Source organism: Serratia sp. ASV30 (genome assembly GCF_016428815.1).
In the GTDB taxonomy this organism is placed as follows: domain Bacteria; phylum Pseudomonadota; class Gammaproteobacteria; order Enterobacterales; family Enterobacteriaceae; genus Chania; species Chania fonticola_C.
This window is the reverse complement of record NZ_JAELTL010000008.1, coordinates 107,229-124,424: the sequence shown is the minus strand read 5'-3', so window position 1 is coordinate 124,424 and position 17,196 is coordinate 107,229. Positions and strand designations below refer to the sequence as shown.

The window sequence follows — 17,196 nt, the reverse complement described above, 5'->3', positions numbered from 1 at the left end:
CAAACGTGGGTAACAATCAGTTTGAGCCGGTCATGCGCTTACTCTGTTGTTTTAGCCAGTCCTTTAGCGACCAGCCCCCTGATATCAGCTTCGCTGTAACCGATACTTTGCAAAATTGCGTCAGTATCCATTCCGTGAGAAGGCATGCTGCGCCAAATTTTCCCCGGATGGTTGCGGAATTTAGGCATCACATTCGGCCCTTTGCAGGTATCGCCTTCCAGGGTTTTCCACTGGGTGATTGATTCACGGGCAATGTACTGCGGGTTTTTTTCCAGCTCAGGAATGGTTAGAACTTTGGCACTGGCGATGTTCAGTTCTGCAAGTCGTGCCAGCGCTTGCTCAATGGTGAGTGTTGCCAGCCATGTGTCCAGTTTTTCTTCAACGAGCATGCCATGAGGGCATTCCACGCGATGAATAAGCTGTGTCCCTTTCGGAATTTCTGGCGTACCGATCAGATGCGCAAGACCAATATCGGCGAAGATTTCCTGAATCTGGGTGATGCCGACAATCTCCATCACGATATAACCGTCGCTACAGGTGTAAAGTCCACAGCCCGCGTAATAAGGGTCTTTGCCTTTGGTCATGCGCGGGCAAACTTCACCGCCGTTAAAGTAATCCATCATGAAGTACTGGCCCATGCGTAGCATGACTTCGTACATCGCAATATCGATACTTTCGCCCTTGCCAGTCTGGCGCGATTTATACAGCGCAGCCAGCGCCGATGTGGTTGCCGTCATGCCGGAGAAATAGTCTGCGGTATAGGGGAAAGCGGGCATTGGCTGGTCTTTATCACCGTTCTGAATCAAGTAGCCGCTGAACGCCTGAGCAATGGTGTTGTAAGCGGGCAGGTTGGTGTACTGTGGATCACCGTATTGCCCAAAGCCTGATAAATGGGCAATGACCAGACGAGGATTGTGCTGCCACAGCACCTCATCAGTGATGCCACGGCGGGCAAACGCCGGACCTTTACTGGCCTCAATAAAGATGTCGGTCGTTTCCATTAGCTTCAGGAATGCTTCGCGGCCTTCATCTTTAAAAATGTTGAGGGAGAGAGCGCGTAAATTACGGCGCGAAAGCTGCGGATAATGCGGTTGAACGCGGATGGTGTCGGCCCAGGCGACGTTTTCAATCCAGATAACTTCCGCGCCCCATTCGGCAAACATCTGTCCGGCAAACGGCCCGGCAATTTCGATCCCGGAAAAAACAACTCGCAGCCCGGATAAGGGACCAAATTCGGGCATTGGTAAATGAGTGGTCATGGTTTACACCTCGTCATAAAACTGAACAGAGGCCATCGAGCCTCTGCGTCAGTCAGCAATGGTTTAGCGATATTGTTTCAGCACTGAACGCCCCAGAGTCAGGATCTGCATTTCATCAGAACCGCCAGATACCCTGTCTACTCGCAAGTCGCGCCAGAAGCGGGTAATACGGTGATTACCGGCAATACCCACTCCGCCCAGCACTTGCATAGCGGCATCGACGACTTCAAATGCTGCATTGGCGCAGAAGTATTTACACATCGCGGCGTCGCCCGAGGTGATGAGCCCGTTGTCACTCTTCCAGGCGGTTTCCAGCAGCATGTTTTTCATTGAGTTCAGTTTGATTGCCATGTGGGCAAATTTTTCCTGAATCAGTTGGAAGCGCCCGATAGTTTCGCCAAACTGCACACGCTGATTGGCGTAACGTGCCGCATCTTCAAAAGCGCACATTGCGGTGCCGTAGTTCGTGAGCGCAACGAGGAAACGCTCATGGTCGAACTCCTCTTTCACGCGGTTAAAACCGTTGCCTTCACGGCCAAACATATCTTTCTCATCCAGTTCGACATTATCGAACGTCAGCTCACAGCAGCTATCCATGCGTAGGCCTAGCTTTTCCAGCTTGTTGATTTTGATCCCCGGCAAGCTCATATCGACGCACCACTCGGTGAATACTGCTTTTTCAGGCGAGGCGGAATCACGAGCCATCACCACTACATACGGAGTGTACGCGCTGCTGGTGATGAAGCATTTGCTACCCGTCAGGTAAACCTTGTTATTTTTACGGATATAGGTACTTTGCAGGCTACCGACATCGGAACCGGCACCTGGCTCGGTGATAGCAGAGTTCCACATCTGTTTGCCGGTACCCTGAAATGCCATTATTTTGTCTATTTGCTCCTGAGTGCCTTCACGCAGGAAGGTATTGAACCCACCTGGCAATTGATAAAGAACATAGGTTGGAGCACCCAGCCGCCCAAGCTCCATCCAGACGGCGGCAAGAGTGACAAACCCGGCTTCCAGTCCGCCATGTTCTTCAGGAATAAGCAGGCTATCGATTCCCATATCCGCCAGCGCCTTCACAAAGCGCTCCGGGTAGACGCTGTCCTTATCACACAGGGCGAAGTAGGTTTCCCAGTTTTCGCTGGCCATTAATTCGCGGATACCAGCAACAAACAGTTCCTGTTCATCATTCAGTCTAAAATCCATCTATTTAACCTCTTAATTTATTGATTTATTTGTTAACTATTAGTCTTTCCAGTGTATTTTTGCGTCTTTGATAAACGAAAGCGTGACCATGATGTTGACGAAGAAAAGCGGGCATCCACCGGCGATAATTGCCGTCTGTATCGGTTTGAGTCCGCCGAGTGCCAGTAGCACGATACCAATGACCCCCACTAGAACAGACCAACCGATACGCACCAGCAGCGGTGGTTCATCGCCATCTTTCATTGAGCGACAGGTCGACATTGCCAGGGTGTAAGAGCAGGCATTAATGAGCGTCACAGTGGCGATGAAGCAAAGAATGAAGAAACCCCAGATGGTGGCAGTTTTGAGTGGTAGAGCGGCCCATGTTTCGATGATGGCGCGTGGCACACCGTACAGCTTGATAAGCTCAGGAATATTGACAACGTTTTGATCCATCAACTGCAAGGTGTTACTGCCAAGAATGGTCCACAGCAACCAGGTCGCAGCGGTCAGCCCGGCAACCATACCGAGACACAGTTCACGCACGGTACGGCCCTTCGAAATTCGGGCGAGGAAGATGCTCATCTGAATGGCATAAATCACCCACCAGGCCCAGTAGAAAACGGTCCAACCTTGAGGGAAACCACTTTTAGCTATCGGATCGGTATAAAACAGCATCCTCGGTAGATACATCAGCAACGTACCCACGGAGTCCGTGAAGTAGTTCATGATGAAACTGGCACCGCCGACAATAAACACCCACCCGAGAATCAAGAAACTCAGATAGCTGCGCACGTCACTGGCGATTTTTACCCCTTTTTGCAGACCGCAAGCCACGCAAATAGCATTCAGAATTATCCAGCAGGTGATGATGATGGCGTCGAGTTGCAGCGTATGTGGAATGCCGAACAGAAACTGAATACACTCCGTCACCAGTGGTGTCGCAAGGCCCAGACTGGTACCCATCGCAAAGATTAACGCCACCAGATAGAAGTTATCGATGATGGTACCGATAATTCCGTTGGCGCGTTTTTCACCCATCAACGGGATAAGCGTACTGCTCGGGCGAATCACATCCATTTTGCGAACAAAGAAAAAGTAAGCGAATGCCACGGAAAGGAAGCTGTACGTTGCCCACGGCAACGGTCCCCAGTGCAGCAGGCTGTACGCCAGGCCTAACTCTTTTGCCTGTATGGAATAGGGTTCGAGGCCGAACGGTGGACTGGAGACATAGTAGTAAATTTCAATCGACCCCCAGAACAGTACTGCAGCGGAGGTACATGAAGCGAACATCATAAAAATCCAGCTAGACGTGCTGAATTCCGGTGGATCGTCACCGAGACGTTTTTTGGCGTAGCGGCCGAAAACCAACCAGAACCAGCCGCCGAACATGACTACCATGTACCATTCAAAGGCCCAGCCCCAGACGTTAGTGACATAACTGAAGATGGCATTAATAACAGTATTAGCTGCATTCAGGTCGCGGACGGTTAGCCAGCAGAGAATGCCGACGATAATCAGCGGCGGGAAGAATACTTTGGGTTCTATTCCCACCTTTTTCTTTTCATTTTTCATAGTCAATCCCGCTTTTATATGGCGTGAATAAGGATGTTTGAAATAATAAGTTTCTCGTTTGTTTAAATTATGTTAATTTTATTTCAGTTGAAATGAATTTCTCCTGATGGAGTAAGCTCTCGTACAATGCTAAATACTAGTAAACGCCTGTATCGTTAACTCTGTCAAATTTGTTTTTGTAATAAACACATCACAAGAATTTCGTTTTAGTTCATTTAAAACAATGGGATGAGTTTTGTTGTGAAGATTTTTAACTCTGTGAAATTCAATGTTTGTGAGGCAAGTGGCAATATTGAATATTTCCATGATTATGGCTTGGTATGTTCAATATTGGTGATTGGGGTTTTACTTTTTCACTTTTGGATATGATATTTATTCACTCCATTGCTGCAATGAATAATGCTTTCATTAATATATCAGGAGATGTGATGAGGATTATTACATGTTACAAAAGTGTGCCCGATGAGCAGGATATTACGGTTAATTATGTTGATGGTTCATTAGATTTATCCCGTGTCGAAAGCAAAATCAGCCAGTACGATCTCAATGCTATCGAAGCCGCGGTTCAACTCAAAGTACAGGTTGCGGATGCGCACATTGTCGCGCTTAGCGCGGGCGGTAACATCCTGAATAATGCTAAAGGGCGAAAGGATGTGCTTTCACGCGGGCCGGATGAACTGGTGGTCGTGATTGATGAACAACTGGAACACGCCTTACCACATCACACGGCAACGGTACTGGGCATTGCAGTTAACAAACTAGGGTTTGACCTGATTCTATGTGGTGACGGCTCAGCCGATCTCTACGCTCAACAAGTGGGCCTGTTGCTTGGTGAAGCTTTGCGCATTCCGGCGCTAAATGGTATCAAAAAAATTCTTTCGATAAGTGCTGATATGATTGTGGTTGAACGCGAACTCGAAGATGAAACCGAAACCCTTTCCGTCCCGCTGCCAGCGGTGATTTGTGTCACCACCGATATCAATACTCCACAAATTCCTTCCATGAAAGCCATCCTCGGTGCCGCGAAAAAGCCCGTTCAAGTATGGATGGCGGCAGATGTGGGTATCGGGGATGTCACCGCTTTGTCTGAACAGCAAATCGTTGCTCCAAAACAGAAAGAACGTTTGCGGGTCATCATCGAAGGTGATGGCGATGAACAGGTTGCGGCATTTGCCGGGTATTTACGCAAGATTATCCAGTAAAAAGGGGCAGGTTATGAGCAAGTTTTCAAACGTTTGGGTTTTTAGCGATACCTTGTCCCGTTTGCCGGAACTGATGGGGGGGGCACAGACCTTGGGGGAGAATATTCAGGTGTTTGCCCTTAACGCAGAACACAGTACGGCGGCATTTCAACTGGGTGCAAACCAGGTCTGGCAGCTGCAAGGCAAACCGGACGACAGTATTATCGAAGATTATGCAGATACGCTGGTTGAGACGCTTAAAGGCCAGAACCAAAGTGGACTGGTCCTGTTGCCTAATAGCCGTCGTGGCAAATTGCTGGCGGCAAGACTAGGGGCTCGTCTAAGTGCTGCTGTAGTGAATGATACCAGTGGAGCTGCGGTTTCTGATGGCGTGCTGGTGGCAAAACATATGGTTTACGGCGGGTTGGCCTTTAGCAATGAAACCCTTTATTCACCCTTGTGCATACTGACCTTGAGTGGCGGAACTTTCGAGGCGGCGAAGCCTGATGTCGCAAGGAGCGGAACGGTACAACCGGTGCAGTGGCTGGCTCCCGAAAATACCATTGTTTGCACTGGCAAACAGGTACGGGAAAGCCATTCCGTGGATCTTGATAAAGCTCGGCTGGTTGTCAGCGTTGGGCGCGGTATTGGAAGCAAGGAGAATATCGCTCTGGCGAATGCTTTGTGTGAAGTTATCGGTGCTGAACTCGCCTGCTCGCGTCCGGTCGCGGAAAACGAAAAATGGATGGAGCACGAGCGCTATGTAGGCATTTCGAATTTACTCCTCAAACCTGAGCTTTATCTGGCCGTAGGGATCTCTGGCCAAATTCAGCACATGGTCGGTGCCAATGGTGCTCAGACTATCGTGGCAATCAATAAAGATAAAAATGCACCGATTTTCCAGTACGCGGATTACGGCATTGTGGGCGATCTTTTCACTATCCTTCCAAAGCTGACTCGTCTGCTAGCCAGTTGATCTCTTTCGGCAGCGTGTGAAGGTATGCGTTGCCACTTTATTCAGGTTCAGGAGTGGTTATGTCCGAAGATGTCTTCGATACCATCATTGTTGGAGCCGGGCTTGCAGGGGCGGTTGCAGCTCTGGTGCTTGCCCGAGAAGGGGCGCAGGTTCTGCTTATTGAACGCGGTAATTCTGCGGGTGCAAAAAACATGACAGGTGGACGCATGTACGCCCACAGTCTGGAGCGTATTATCCCGGGTTTTGCCGAGCAGGCTCCCGTCGAACGTGTGATCACCCACGAAAAATTGTCGTTTCTGACACAAACGCGCGCGATGACATTGGATTATCACAATGGCGACGAGCCGAAAGCCGGGGAGGTTTCTTACTCGGTATTGCGCAGCAAATTTGATGCCTGGCTAATAGATCAGGCGGAAAACGCTGGAGCGCAGTGCATTACTGGAATTCGGGTTGACAGACTGGTGGTAAAAGATGGCAAGGTTATTGGTGTGGAAGCTGATGGCGACGTCCTTGAGGCCAAAGCGGTGATTCTTGCTGATGGCGTGAACTCCCTGCTTGCCGAACAATTGGGAATGACCAAACCGGTTACAGCAGAAAATGTGGCCGTGGGTGTTAAGGAGCTGATTGAGTTGCCGAAAGAGGTGCTGCAAAATCGATTCAATTTGCGAGGCAGTGAAGGAGTGGCCTGGTTATTCGCTGGTGCACCAACGGATGGATTAATGGGCGGTGGTTTTCTTTACACCAATAACACCACGCTTTCGCTCGGGCTGGTTTGCGGGCTTCATCACTTGAAAGACGCAAAAAAATCCGTTCCGCAGATGCTGGAAGATTTCAAACGCCATCCGGTAGTGGCTCCGCTGATTGAAGGCGGCAAGATGATTGAGTATGGGGCCCACGTTGTCCCAGAAGCGGGCCTACGCATGCAGAGCGAACTGGTGGGAGATGGCGTGCTGATTGCAGGTGATGCGGCGGGTATGTGCATGAACCTGGGGTTCACCATTCGCGGTATGGATTTGGCGGTTGCCTCCGGAGAAGCCGCCGCAAAAACGCTGCTCAGCGCAATGAAGCGAGACGATTATAGTAAAAAGAGCCTCAGCGAATACCTTGCTCTGCTTGAGGGTGGACCGTTGCGGGACATGAAAATGTACCAGAAAATGCCCGCGTTCCTCGACAACCCTCGCATGTTCACGCAATACCCGGAAATGGCCATTGGCATCGCCAGCGAGTTATTTACCATTAATGGAAAACCACCTGTGCCGCTGCGTAAAAACATCCTTAAACACGCCAAGAAAGTGGGCTTTATCAACTTGGTGAAAGACGGTATTAAAGGAGTCACTGCGCTATGAGTAAGCCAGTCAATGTGGATGTCAAACTGGGCATCAATAAATTCAACGTCGATGAACAAAACCCGCACATCATTGTGAAATCGCAGCCCGATATGCAGGTGATGACGCTATTAACCAAAGCCTGCCCGGCAGGGTTATATAAAAAGCAAGAGGATGGTTCAGTGCGTTTTGATTACGCCGGGTGTCTTGAATGTGGAACCTGTCGAATTCTCGGGCTGGGAAGTGCGCTGGAAAAATGGGAATACCCGCGCGGAACTTTCGGCGTGGAATATCGTTACGGTTGATTTTTTTGCTCGCAATATGAAAGTTTTTTGTAATAAAAAAGGAAACGCATATGCAGCCCAGAAAATATGATGATATTCAGTTTTCGTCAGTTCATCGGCGGATCATGCTCTGGGGCAGTGGTGGCCCATTTTTGGATGGTTATGTCCTGGTGATAATCGGCGTGGCGCTGGAACAACTCACGCCATTATTAAAACTCGATGCGCAATGGATTGGCCTGTTGGGGGCTGGGACGCTGGTGGGGTTATTTATTGGTACCTCACTGTTTGGCTATATTTGTGATCGCGTTGGGCGGAGAAAAATGTTCCTGATCGACATTGTCGCCATCGGACTTATTTCTGTCGCGACCATGTTTGTTTCCACACCCGCAGAACTTCTGGTCATGCGGGTATTAATCGGTATTGTTATTGGCGCTGATTATCCCATTGCAACTTCAATGATTACTGAATTTTCCAACACCCGCCAGCGGGCGTTTGCCGTCGGTTTTATTGCGGCTATGTGGTATGTCGGGGCGACTTGCGCCAATCTTGTTGGTTTCTGGCTTTACGATATGGTGGATGGCTGGCGCTGGATGCTCGGCAGTGCCTTTATCCCCTGTTTGGTCATTCTTATCGGACGTTTTGATCTGCCTGAATCCCCGCGCTGGCTGTTGCGTAAAGGCCGGGTAAAAGAGTGCGAGCAAATGATGTTGAAACTGTTCGGTGAGCCGCTGATATTTGACGAAGAACCGCAGCCGGAAACGCGTTTCTTGCAGTTGTTTAGCAAGCGACATTTTCCCGTAGTGCTCTTTGTTGCCGTGATCTGGACCTGTCAGGTTATTCCGATGTTTGCGATTTACACCTTTGGTCCGCAAATCGTTGGCCTGCTGGGTTGGGATCAGGGGAAAAATGCGGCGCTGGGGAATGTGGTGATAAGCCTCTTCTTTATGCTAGGCTGCATTCCTGCCATGTACTGGCTCAATACGCTGGGCCGTCGTCCGCTGTTGATTGGGAGTTTTGCGATGATGACCGGCGCTCTGGCTATTCTTGGGCTGGTTGATCATTTACAAATTAGCCTGGTGGTTATTGCCTTTGCGGTGTACGCATTTTTCTCTGGTGGTCCGGGAATATTACAGTGGCTTTATCCCAACGAACTCTTCCCCACCGATATACGCGCCTCTGCAGTTGGGGTGATTATGTCTATCAGCCGGATTGGCGCGATTATTTCGATGTGGGCTTTGCCGGTATTTATTACTCGCTATGGAATAAATACGGTGATGCTAATCGGCGCATTTATCTCTTTAGTGGGGTTAATTGTTTCGGTTTTATTTGCTCCCGAAACCAAAGGACTTTCTTTGAATGAGGCGGGAAAAATGTCGCTGACAAGAAAATCATCGATGAAATGAGATGATGATTCTTTTTCTGACTTGATTTCTATCATATTCCTGAACGGGGAAATTTAAATCGAACCGAATAGGCCTCTAATAAAGCCCTCAAATGTATTGGCAGTCATCAGTACTAAGTGTGGGAAGGGGTCTAACCCGATTTTTATATGATGTGTCGATTTTTAATCGGATATGGGATTTGGGATTTTCTGGGACAGCATAGAATTGGAATTGGCTCCTCTGACTGGACTCGAACCAGTGACATACGGATTAACAGTCCGCCGTTCTACCGACTGAACTACAGAGGAATCGTTTGAACGAGCGGAATCATAACGGGGTGCAGAGGGGAAGTCAAAGGGGATTACGCATTCTGCGTTTGTTTGCTTATAGAATGCGCAACCCGTTGAGCTTTTGGCAGATTTATCCCATGGCTGCTCGTTTCAAACTCAACCGATAACGATAACGTCCAGCAGTCAGCAGGAAGTCCTCGTTCACGCTTGGGCTCCAGGAATCATCACCGCCCACGCCCATATGCTGGGCATCCAGATGTAACCAGGTGCCGGGCTCTTCCTGCAGCAAATGCACATGGCTGCAATTCATCAACTGCTGTAGGCCGTAACGGCTGAGCGAGAAGTGGAAGTGCCCCTCGGCTTGCAGGTTGCCATAGTGCAACCGTTGCGTGTCGCAACGCAGGCCGTTTTCCCCTGGGAAAATATAGGGTGTATGCAACTGCTCCAGCGGTCTGGTCCACAGCCCATGTTGGGCAGAAAGCTTGCGGTCCGGGTAGTTCTCGTGCGGCCCCAGCCCCAACCATTGTACCTGTGGATGCACCTCGGCCAGTTGGCAACTGAGGCCGATACGGGCGGGAGGGGGCAGGGCGTCGGCCACCGTGGCATCCACCTCAACCTGCACGCTGCCGTGGCAATCGAACAGCCACTGTTTGCGGCTGTGTAGCAGCACCTGCTGGTTAAAGCTGAACGTATGTTCAGTCACCACTCGCACGCCGTCACTCAACGCATCGGCATAAATCTGTGTGCACTGCTCCTCCAGTTGATACATCCCCGCCAGCTTCCAGCGCTCGATCCAGGCGTTAGGGTCGATACGATCCACTTCGCTGATGCCGATATCGTTATCCAGCGGTGCGCGGATGAAGCTATCGCGTAGCGGCGTCAGTAGTGTGGCCTTTTCATCTTGCCACCACTGGCTCAGGCAGCCGGAAGCCCGTTCGAACTGCCAGCGTTGGTTGCCGTGGATAATGTCAATCTGCTGCTCGTTCTGCGTTAACTGCGGGGCAAAGCCGCCGCTGGTTGGTGGCGCCAGATGCAACGTGCGTGGCAAACGCCATTGATCCCAGGCGCAACGATGATGTTCTTCTGACCAGTCTGTGGCATGAGGCTGTACCACCTCCACGTTCAGCCACAGCTCGCCTGGGCGGTGGATCATCGGCAACTTATCCAGCAGGGTGACCGTGGTGCTGCCCTGTGGCGGCAGGTTGAGCAGCAGGCTACCGCTGGCTCGTTCTACGCCGTCCAACTCCAGACGCCAGTTAAGCTGTTCATTGTCGGTTGCCCGGAACAGGTATTCGCTGGTGATGGTGAGTGCCAGTTGCTGGGCATCAAACTGGAACTGGAAAAACTGCTGTGCGCGTTGCGCTTCGAACAATGCTGGGTGGGGGCTGCGATCGGGGAAGACCAATCCGTTGAGGCAGAACTGACGATCGTTGGGGGTATCGCCAAAGTCGCCTCCGTAGGCCCAATAAGCTTGGCCGCTGTCATCTGTGCGGGTTAAGGCCTGATCGACCCAGTCCCAGACAAAGCCGCCTTGCAGGCGCGGATGCTTGCGAAAAGCCTGCCAGTAGCGATCGAAGCCGCCAAAACTGTTGCCCATAGCATGCGCATATTCACACAGGATTAACGGGCGGTGTTCATCGGGCATGCCGATCCACTTTTTGATCGACCATTTGGGCACCGCCGGGAAAGGCTGATCCTGATCGACGCGGGCATACATCGGGCACACAATATCCGTGGCCGCCGAATTGGCACCACCCCCCTCATACTGCACTGGACGAGTAGGATCCTGGCTTTTCACCCAGCGGTACAGTGCATCATGATTGCAACCGTGGCCGGACTCGTTGCCCAAGGACCAGATGATGATGCAGGCATGGTTGCGATCGCGCTGCACCATGCGCGTAACGCGCTCGCTCATGGCGGGCAGCCAGAGTGGATCGTTCGAAAGCCGGTTCATTGGCTGCATGCCGTGGGTTTCAATATTGGCTTCGTCGACCACATACAAGCCGTAACGATCGCACAGTTTGTACCACAGCGGATGGTTTGGGTAATGGGAACAGCGCACTGCGTTGAAGTTATGCTGCTTCATCAGCAGGATATCCTGGCGCATGGTGGCTTCATCCATCACCTGGCCATGTTCTGGATGGTGCTCGTGGCGGTTGGTGCCCCTGATCAACAAGGGTTGACCGTTGAGCTTCAGCAACCCATTGCTGATGGCAACCTGGCGGAACCCGACGTCATAGGCTTCCGCCTCTATCAGTTCACCGGTTGTGGAAAGTAACAGGATCACAGCACGATACAGCTCCGGCGTTTCCGCGCTCCATAGTGCGGGTTGTTCCACGGGCAAACGCAGAGTCGTGCGATCGTCATAAGCGCCGCGCTCATCAATAATTTCACTGCCGAACCTCTGCGTCTGCTCGACAATCAGGGTTTCATTGCGCCACAGCTGTACCTGAACTTGATGTTGCTGGGGCTGATTGGTTTGCACCTCCACCACCAATTCCCCACGGCGGAAGCTGTCGCTCAGTGGCGTGGTGATATGGATATCGCTCAGGTGAGCGGCGGGTTTATGCAGCAGGCTGACGTCGCGGAAAATCCCGCTCATCCGCCACATGTCCTGATCTTCCAGATAGCTGCCGTCGCACCAGCGCAGCACCATCACCGCCAGCCGGTTTTCCCCGGGTTGCAGCACAGCACTGAGGTCAAATTCGGCAGGCAGACGGCTGTCTTGCGAATAGCCGACCCAGTGGCCATTGCACCACAGGTAAAACGCCGAGTTAACGCCGTCGAAAATAATGCGGGTTTGACCACTGGCCAGCCACTCGGCATCCACGCTAAAGCTGCGGGAATAGCAGCCGGTCGGATTATCTTCGGGTACCAGCGGCGGATTTACCGGGATTGGATATTTGACGTTGGTGTAAATCGGGGCGTCGTAACCCGCTAGCTGCCAGTTGGCAGGGACAGCTAACCTGTCGGCATCCGGCAGATCCTGTTCCAACCAGCTTTCTGGTACTGCCTGAGGCCGCCCGAAATAGTTGAACTGCCACTCGCCGTTGAGCAGTTGTTGGCTCGGGCTGGCAGCATCTTCCCGGGCCGCAGTGGCATCACGCCAACTGGCAAACGGAGGATGTGCCGGTAGACGTTGGTAATGAGTGCAGGCAGGGTTTTGCCAATCGCGGCGGGCGAGGATTTCCGCCAGGGTAAAACGGGAGTTAGCATGCATGTGGGCATTTCCTGAGCCGGTTCAAGCCAAAAGGTTAAGCGTTTACATTGCTGACAGCATTACCCGACGGCGCGCGTTTGCAAAGCGATAGAAGAGAAGAAGCAGAGCGAGATCACATCAGTGCCGTAAATGCAGTGATATCGAGATAGGAGTAAGGGATGGACATCGAAAAATACCCCGCCCGTAACGACGAGCGGGGGGCAATTCAGCTTACTCGTCGGCGAGGACAAACATGCCGAACGGATGGATTTGCAGGAAATAGCTGTCGCCCGGTTCGGGCTGTAACTGCGTAGCGTTTACCTGCAGCAGCAGCGACTGATCGTGCCAGTTCACCAGCACCTCATACTGAGGCCCCATGTAAGCCACTTTACTGATGGTGCAGCGCTGGCTCGGTTCCCCATGTTGGCTGAGGGTAATCGCTTCCGGGCGCACGCCCACGGTACATTGCTGCAAACCGGGGGCAAACCCTTGCGGGCGCGGCACCGGGTAGCCAAAGATCTCTACGCCGCTGCTGGTTACCTTGGCTGGGAAGATGTTGGCATCGCCCATGAATCCGGCCATAAAGCGCGAGGCCGGGTAACGGTACAGCGTTTGCGGCGCGCCAATCTGCATGATTTCTCCTTTGTTCATCACCAGCACGGTGTCGGAAACCGCAAAGGCTTCGCTTTGATCGTGGGTGACGTAGAGTGAGGTGATGTTGAACTGCTGCTGCAACTCGCGGATCTTCTCACGCATGCTGCGGCGCAGGTTGGCATCCAGGTTACTCAGCGGCTCATCGAACAGCAGCACCTTGGGTTTGAGGATTAGCGCACGTGCCAGAGCGACGCGTTGCTGCTGGCCGCCGGAGATCTGATCGACATAGCGCTCTTCAAACCCCTCCAGATCGACCAGCATCAGGGCTTCACGTACCCGATCGCGGATCTCCGCCTTGGGTCTTCCCAGCATTTTCAGGCCATAGCCGATGTTATCCCCCAGCGACATGTGGGGGAACAGCGCGTAGGACTGGAATACCATGCAGATGTCCCGCTGCTGAATGGAGCGATCGGTCACGTCCTCGCCGTCGATAAAGATCTGCCCGCCACTGGGTTTCTCCAGCCCGGCGACCAGACGTAGGACCGTGGTTTTACCGCAGCCGGAAGGGCCAAGCAGCGTCACCATATCCCCACGGGGGATTGCCAGGCTCAGGTTTTCAATCACGGTGTTGTTGCCAAACCGCTTGGCGACGTTTTTCAGTTCAACAAAGTGCTTTTTATCTTGAATGTCAGACATGTTGTTCATCCTTCTCCGCCGGGTATCAGGCCGCATTCCGGGCTTTGGAACGCGCGACCCGCGCTTCGCCAACCAGGGCATCAAACAGGAAAATAATCGCCAGCATCACTACGATCAGGATCGATCCGTAGGCAATGGCCACGCCATACTCGCCGTCCTCGACCCGGTTAAGGATGTAGGACGTCGCGACGCGCGTATCTGGCGTAACCAGGAAAACAATGGCGCTCACGGTGGTCATGGCACGGACAAAGCTGTAGACCAACGCCGAGAGGATCGCCGGGCGCAGCAAGGGCAGCAGGATATACACTATGGTGCGTAGGGAACCGGCACGCAGGCTTAGAGAGGCCTCATCCAGCGACTTGTCCAGTTGCCCCAAACCTGCGATACCCGCGCGGATCCCCACTGGCACGTTGCGCATCACCATCGAAATGATCACGATGGCTGCCGTTCCGGTCAGGTAAACCGGCGCGCTGTTAAACGCCAGAATGTAGGAAACACCGGCCACGGTTCCTGGCACCGCGAAACACAGCATGGTGCTGAACTCGATCACCTTCTTGCCTTGGAATTGCTGGCGTACCACGATGTAGGCAATCAGCAGGCCGAAAATGGCAGTGATCGGTGCGGCAATCCCGGCATACAGCAAGGTGTCGATCAGGGAAGGCCATGCGCCGTCGCTGAAGCCTTGGCCGAACAGCTTGCTGAAGTTGTCCAGCGTCAGCGTGTAGTCCACGCCCCAGTTAACGGTAAAGCTGCCGTAGAAAATGCTGCCGTACAGCAAGATGTTGAAGGCGATCCAGACATACAGCATCAGCGAGACGCCCCACACCAGCGTCACCGGCAGCGGCTGAACGTCGCCGTGGTTGGATTTGCCGGAAATGGTCACGTAGGAACGCTTGCCGATCCACATGTATTGTACGCAGAACACCAGCAGCGAGAACATCAGCAGCACCACGCCCAGCGTACTGGCTGCCTGATAATCAAGCTGCGCACCGGTAATGTAGAAGTAGATCTGCGTGGCCAATACGTCGAAGTTGCCGCCGAGAACCAAGGGGTTACTGAAGTCCGCCAACGATTGAACAATGACGATCAGGAACGAGTTGGCCAGTGCCGGTTTCAGCAGCGGCATAAACACCTGGGTAAAGGTCTGGAAGCGGTTGGCGCGCAACGTGTAGGACGCCTCTTCCAGCGACGGATGGATGGTCTTGATAGCCCCATCAAGGATCATAAATGACATGGGCGTAAAGGCCAGCACCTGGGCCAACCAGATCCCGGTAAAGCCGTAGAGCCAGTTGGTATTGGTCAGGCCAAACCAGGTCACCATCAGCTCGGTGATGTAACCGGAGCGGCCCATCATCAGGGTGACGCCCAAGCCAACCACAAACGGCGGTGTGACGATTGGCAGGATCGAGAAGATACGGCCAATCACCGCCGAACGGCGGGCGATACGCGTGGTATAAATCGCCAGCACCATGCCGAAGAAGGTACAGCCAATCCCGACGGCCACGGACAGCAGGAAGGAGTTCCAGATCACCTGCAGGATATGCGCCTGCCCGAGCGTTTGCATAAACGCCAACGGGGCGAAGGCACCGGCCTCATCGGTGAACATTGGGATAAAGATGGCGATGCTGGGGTAAATGATAAACAGCACGATCAGGGCGATCACTGCCACCAGTGAACCGAGTACGAAGCGATCGCCACCCAGCCATTCCAGCCTTGAGAGCGCAAGGGTGATCACTGCGCCCATTGCCACCAGCAGCGGCAAGGTAGCGAACCCCATCCCGGTACCGGTCGCGGCGGCGCTGATAAATACTAATAACCCACAGGCCAGGGCGTAACCGGCATCAAACAGGTGGCGGTTGCGTTGCTCGCGGCCAGTGGCAATCTGCGGGCGCACAGCCAGCAGCAGCGGGGCGGCAAACCACAGCACAGCCAGGCCTGCATGTGACCATCCGTAGGCCGCCAGCAGCTCTTCGCTGGTCGCCTCCAGCAGCCCGTAGTCCAGGCTGTAGGAAGGCAGTAGGGCGAAACCTGCCAGCGCCAGCAGCAACCAGTAGAAAATGTGATCCCGCCCCTGCGCCGTGCGCAAGGTGATGGTTTCAGACATGATATTCCCCGGAATAAACGAAAATGAAGCGGGCGTAGAGCCTACGCCCGATAGATGCTGGATGGGATCAGTGGCCCATCTTCACGTCGTTAACCCATTTGGTGATCAGCTTTTTACGCATGTCGGAAGCGCCGTAGGTATCCATGTCGTAATCGATCAGTTTCAGTTGATCCAGCTTCAGCGAGTTAGGGGAGGTCTCTGCCGTGGTATTGGTCAGGATCTGGTAAGACTGACCCTTCTTCCAGGAAAGCTCCTGAGCTTCTTTTGACAGTGCCCAATCCACGAACAGCTTGGCGTTTTCCATATTGCGGGCGTTCTTGAGGATGCTGATGCCGCCGATTTCATAGCCAGAACCTTCGCACGGGGAAACTAGAGTCAGAGGGGCGCCTTTCTCTTTTTCCAGCGAATAGTCGTGTAGGAAGCCAATGCCGATCGTAGTTTCACCGCGCGCGGCGTTACGGGCCGGGGCGATGCCGGACTTGGTGTACTGTGAGATATTGCCGTTCAGCTGTTTCAGGTAATCAAAGGCGGCTTCTTCGCCCCACAGCTGCGCAAAGGTGGCCAGCGCGGTGTAGGCCGTGCCGGAGCTTTGTGGATCGGCGATTTGGATCTCCCCTTTGTAGATCGGGTTGGTCAAATCCTTCCAGCACTTGGGTTCAGGCAGGTTTTTCTCTTTCAGACGATCGGTGTTGACGCCAAAACCGAGAATGCCGATATACACCGCAGAGGAGTAGTTGCCTTTACGTTTGGCCGGATCGCGGAACTGCGGCATGATTTGCGCCAGGTTCGGCGAGGCGTAAGCCTCCAGTAAATCCATTTCGCCAGCCTGCGATTGAGGATCCAGCGTGCCGCCATACCAGACGTCAGCCTGTGGGTTTTTCTTCTCCGCGTCTACCTTGGCCAGGGTGCTGCCAGAGCCGTTGCGGATAAAGCTGGTCTTAACGTCGTATTTCTCCCCGAAGACTTTGGCTTCTTCCTCGCACATGGCGTTGGTGGCGCTGCAATAGATCACCAGACGGCCTTTGGCCTGCACGGTTCCGGCCAGGGCAGTCAGCGCCAGCGTGGTGGCCAGCAGGGTGTTGAGAGGTGTCAATTTCATGGTGTTGTCCTTTTTGTTGTTGTCTTTGTAGGGTAAAGCAAACCAAT

General features: G+C 52.9%; 12 protein-coding genes and 1 tRNA gene. 5 read left to right on the top strand and 8 right to left on the bottom strand.

The features are described from left to right. Positions 1–38: 38 nt before the first annotated feature. From caiB to caiT, 3 genes are all read right to left on the bottom strand, one after another. Positions 39–1,259, bottom strand: coding sequence for an L-carnitine CoA-transferase (gene caiB / locus JHD74_RS05455; protein ID WP_074031934.1), 1,221 nt, complete (start codon positions 1,257–1,259; stop codon positions 39–41). Positions 1,260–1,322: 63 nt separating this feature from the next. Continuing rightward, positions 1,323–2,465 carry a crotonobetainyl-CoA dehydrogenase gene (gene caiA, locus JHD74_RS05450; RefSeq protein ID WP_199061967.1) on the bottom strand — a complete coding sequence of 381 codons (1,143 nt, stop codon included), beginning with the start codon at positions 2,463–2,465 and terminating at the stop codon, positions 1,323–1,325. 39 nt (positions 2,466–2,504) lie between these two features. After that, complete coding sequence (gene caiT, locus JHD74_RS05445) at positions 2,505–4,019, bottom strand: L-carnitine/gamma-butyrobetaine antiporter (protein WP_024528115.1); 1,515 nt, start codon at positions 4,017–4,019, stop codon at positions 2,505–2,507. Positions 4,020–4,447: 428 nt separating this feature from the next. On the opposite strand from caiT, the gene fixA reads away from it, so the two are divergent. The 5 genes from fixA to JHD74_RS05420 are packed head-to-tail and all read left to right on the top strand — an operon-like array spanning position 4,448 to position 9,188. Beyond that, positions 4,448–5,221 (top strand): putative electron transfer flavoprotein FixA, encoded by a 774-nt coding sequence (fixA, locus tag JHD74_RS05440; protein ID WP_199061978.1) that lies wholly within the window; start codon positions 4,448–4,450, stop codon positions 5,219–5,221. Positions 5,222–5,234: 13 nt separating this feature from the next. Beyond that, the gene (locus JHD74_RS05435; RefSeq protein WP_199061965.1) at positions 5,235–6,176 is read left to right on the top strand and encodes an FAD-binding protein; all 942 of its coding nucleotides are present in this window, start codon (positions 5,235–5,237) and stop codon (positions 6,174–6,176) included. Positions 6,177–6,235: 59 nt separating this feature from the next. Then, positions 6,236–7,522: an FAD-dependent oxidoreductase FixC gene (gene fixC / locus JHD74_RS05430; protein WP_098930572.1), complete on the top strand. Its 1,287-nt coding sequence runs from the start codon at positions 6,236–6,238 to the stop codon at positions 7,520–7,522. After that, a complete protein-coding gene (gene fixX / locus JHD74_RS05425; RefSeq protein WP_024528119.1) occupies positions 7,519–7,806 on the top strand; it encodes a ferredoxin-like protein FixX in 288 nt (95 codons plus the stop codon). The genes fixC and fixX overlap by 4 nt, the downstream gene beginning before the upstream one ends. A 50-nt stretch (positions 7,807–7,856) precedes the next feature. Beyond that, on the top strand, positions 7,857–9,188 hold the full coding sequence (locus JHD74_RS05420) for an MFS transporter (protein ID WP_074031937.1): 1,332 nt from the start codon (positions 7,857–7,859) through the stop codon (positions 9,186–9,188). Between the two features lie 211 nt (positions 9,189–9,399). Here JHD74_RS05420 and JHD74_RS05415 read toward each other — a convergent pair. The 5 genes from JHD74_RS05415 to JHD74_RS05395 form a co-directional block, all read right to left on the bottom strand. After that, positions 9,400–9,475, bottom strand: a tRNA-Asn gene (locus JHD74_RS05415). Between the two features lie 112 nt (positions 9,476–9,587). After that, positions 9,588–12,677, bottom strand: a complete 3,090-nt coding sequence (locus JHD74_RS05410; RefSeq protein ID WP_199061964.1) for a beta-galactosidase — start codon at positions 12,675–12,677, stop codon at positions 9,588–9,590. 210 nt (positions 12,678–12,887) lie between these two features. After that, positions 12,888–13,946, bottom strand: a complete 1,059-nt coding sequence (gene fbpC / locus JHD74_RS05405) for a ferric ABC transporter ATP-binding protein (protein WP_037375424.1) — start codon at positions 13,944–13,946, stop codon at positions 12,888–12,890. 25 nt (positions 13,947–13,971) lie between these two features. Beyond that, positions 13,972–16,050: an iron ABC transporter permease gene (locus tag JHD74_RS05400; RefSeq protein ID WP_199061962.1), complete on the bottom strand. Its 2,079-nt coding sequence runs from the start codon at positions 16,048–16,050 to the stop codon at positions 13,972–13,974. Between the two features lie 67 nt (positions 16,051–16,117). After that, positions 16,118–17,149, bottom strand: coding sequence for an ABC transporter substrate-binding protein (locus JHD74_RS05395; protein ID WP_024528123.1), 1,032 nt, complete (start codon positions 17,147–17,149; stop codon positions 16,118–16,120). Between the last annotated feature and the right edge of the window lie 47 nt (positions 17,150–17,196).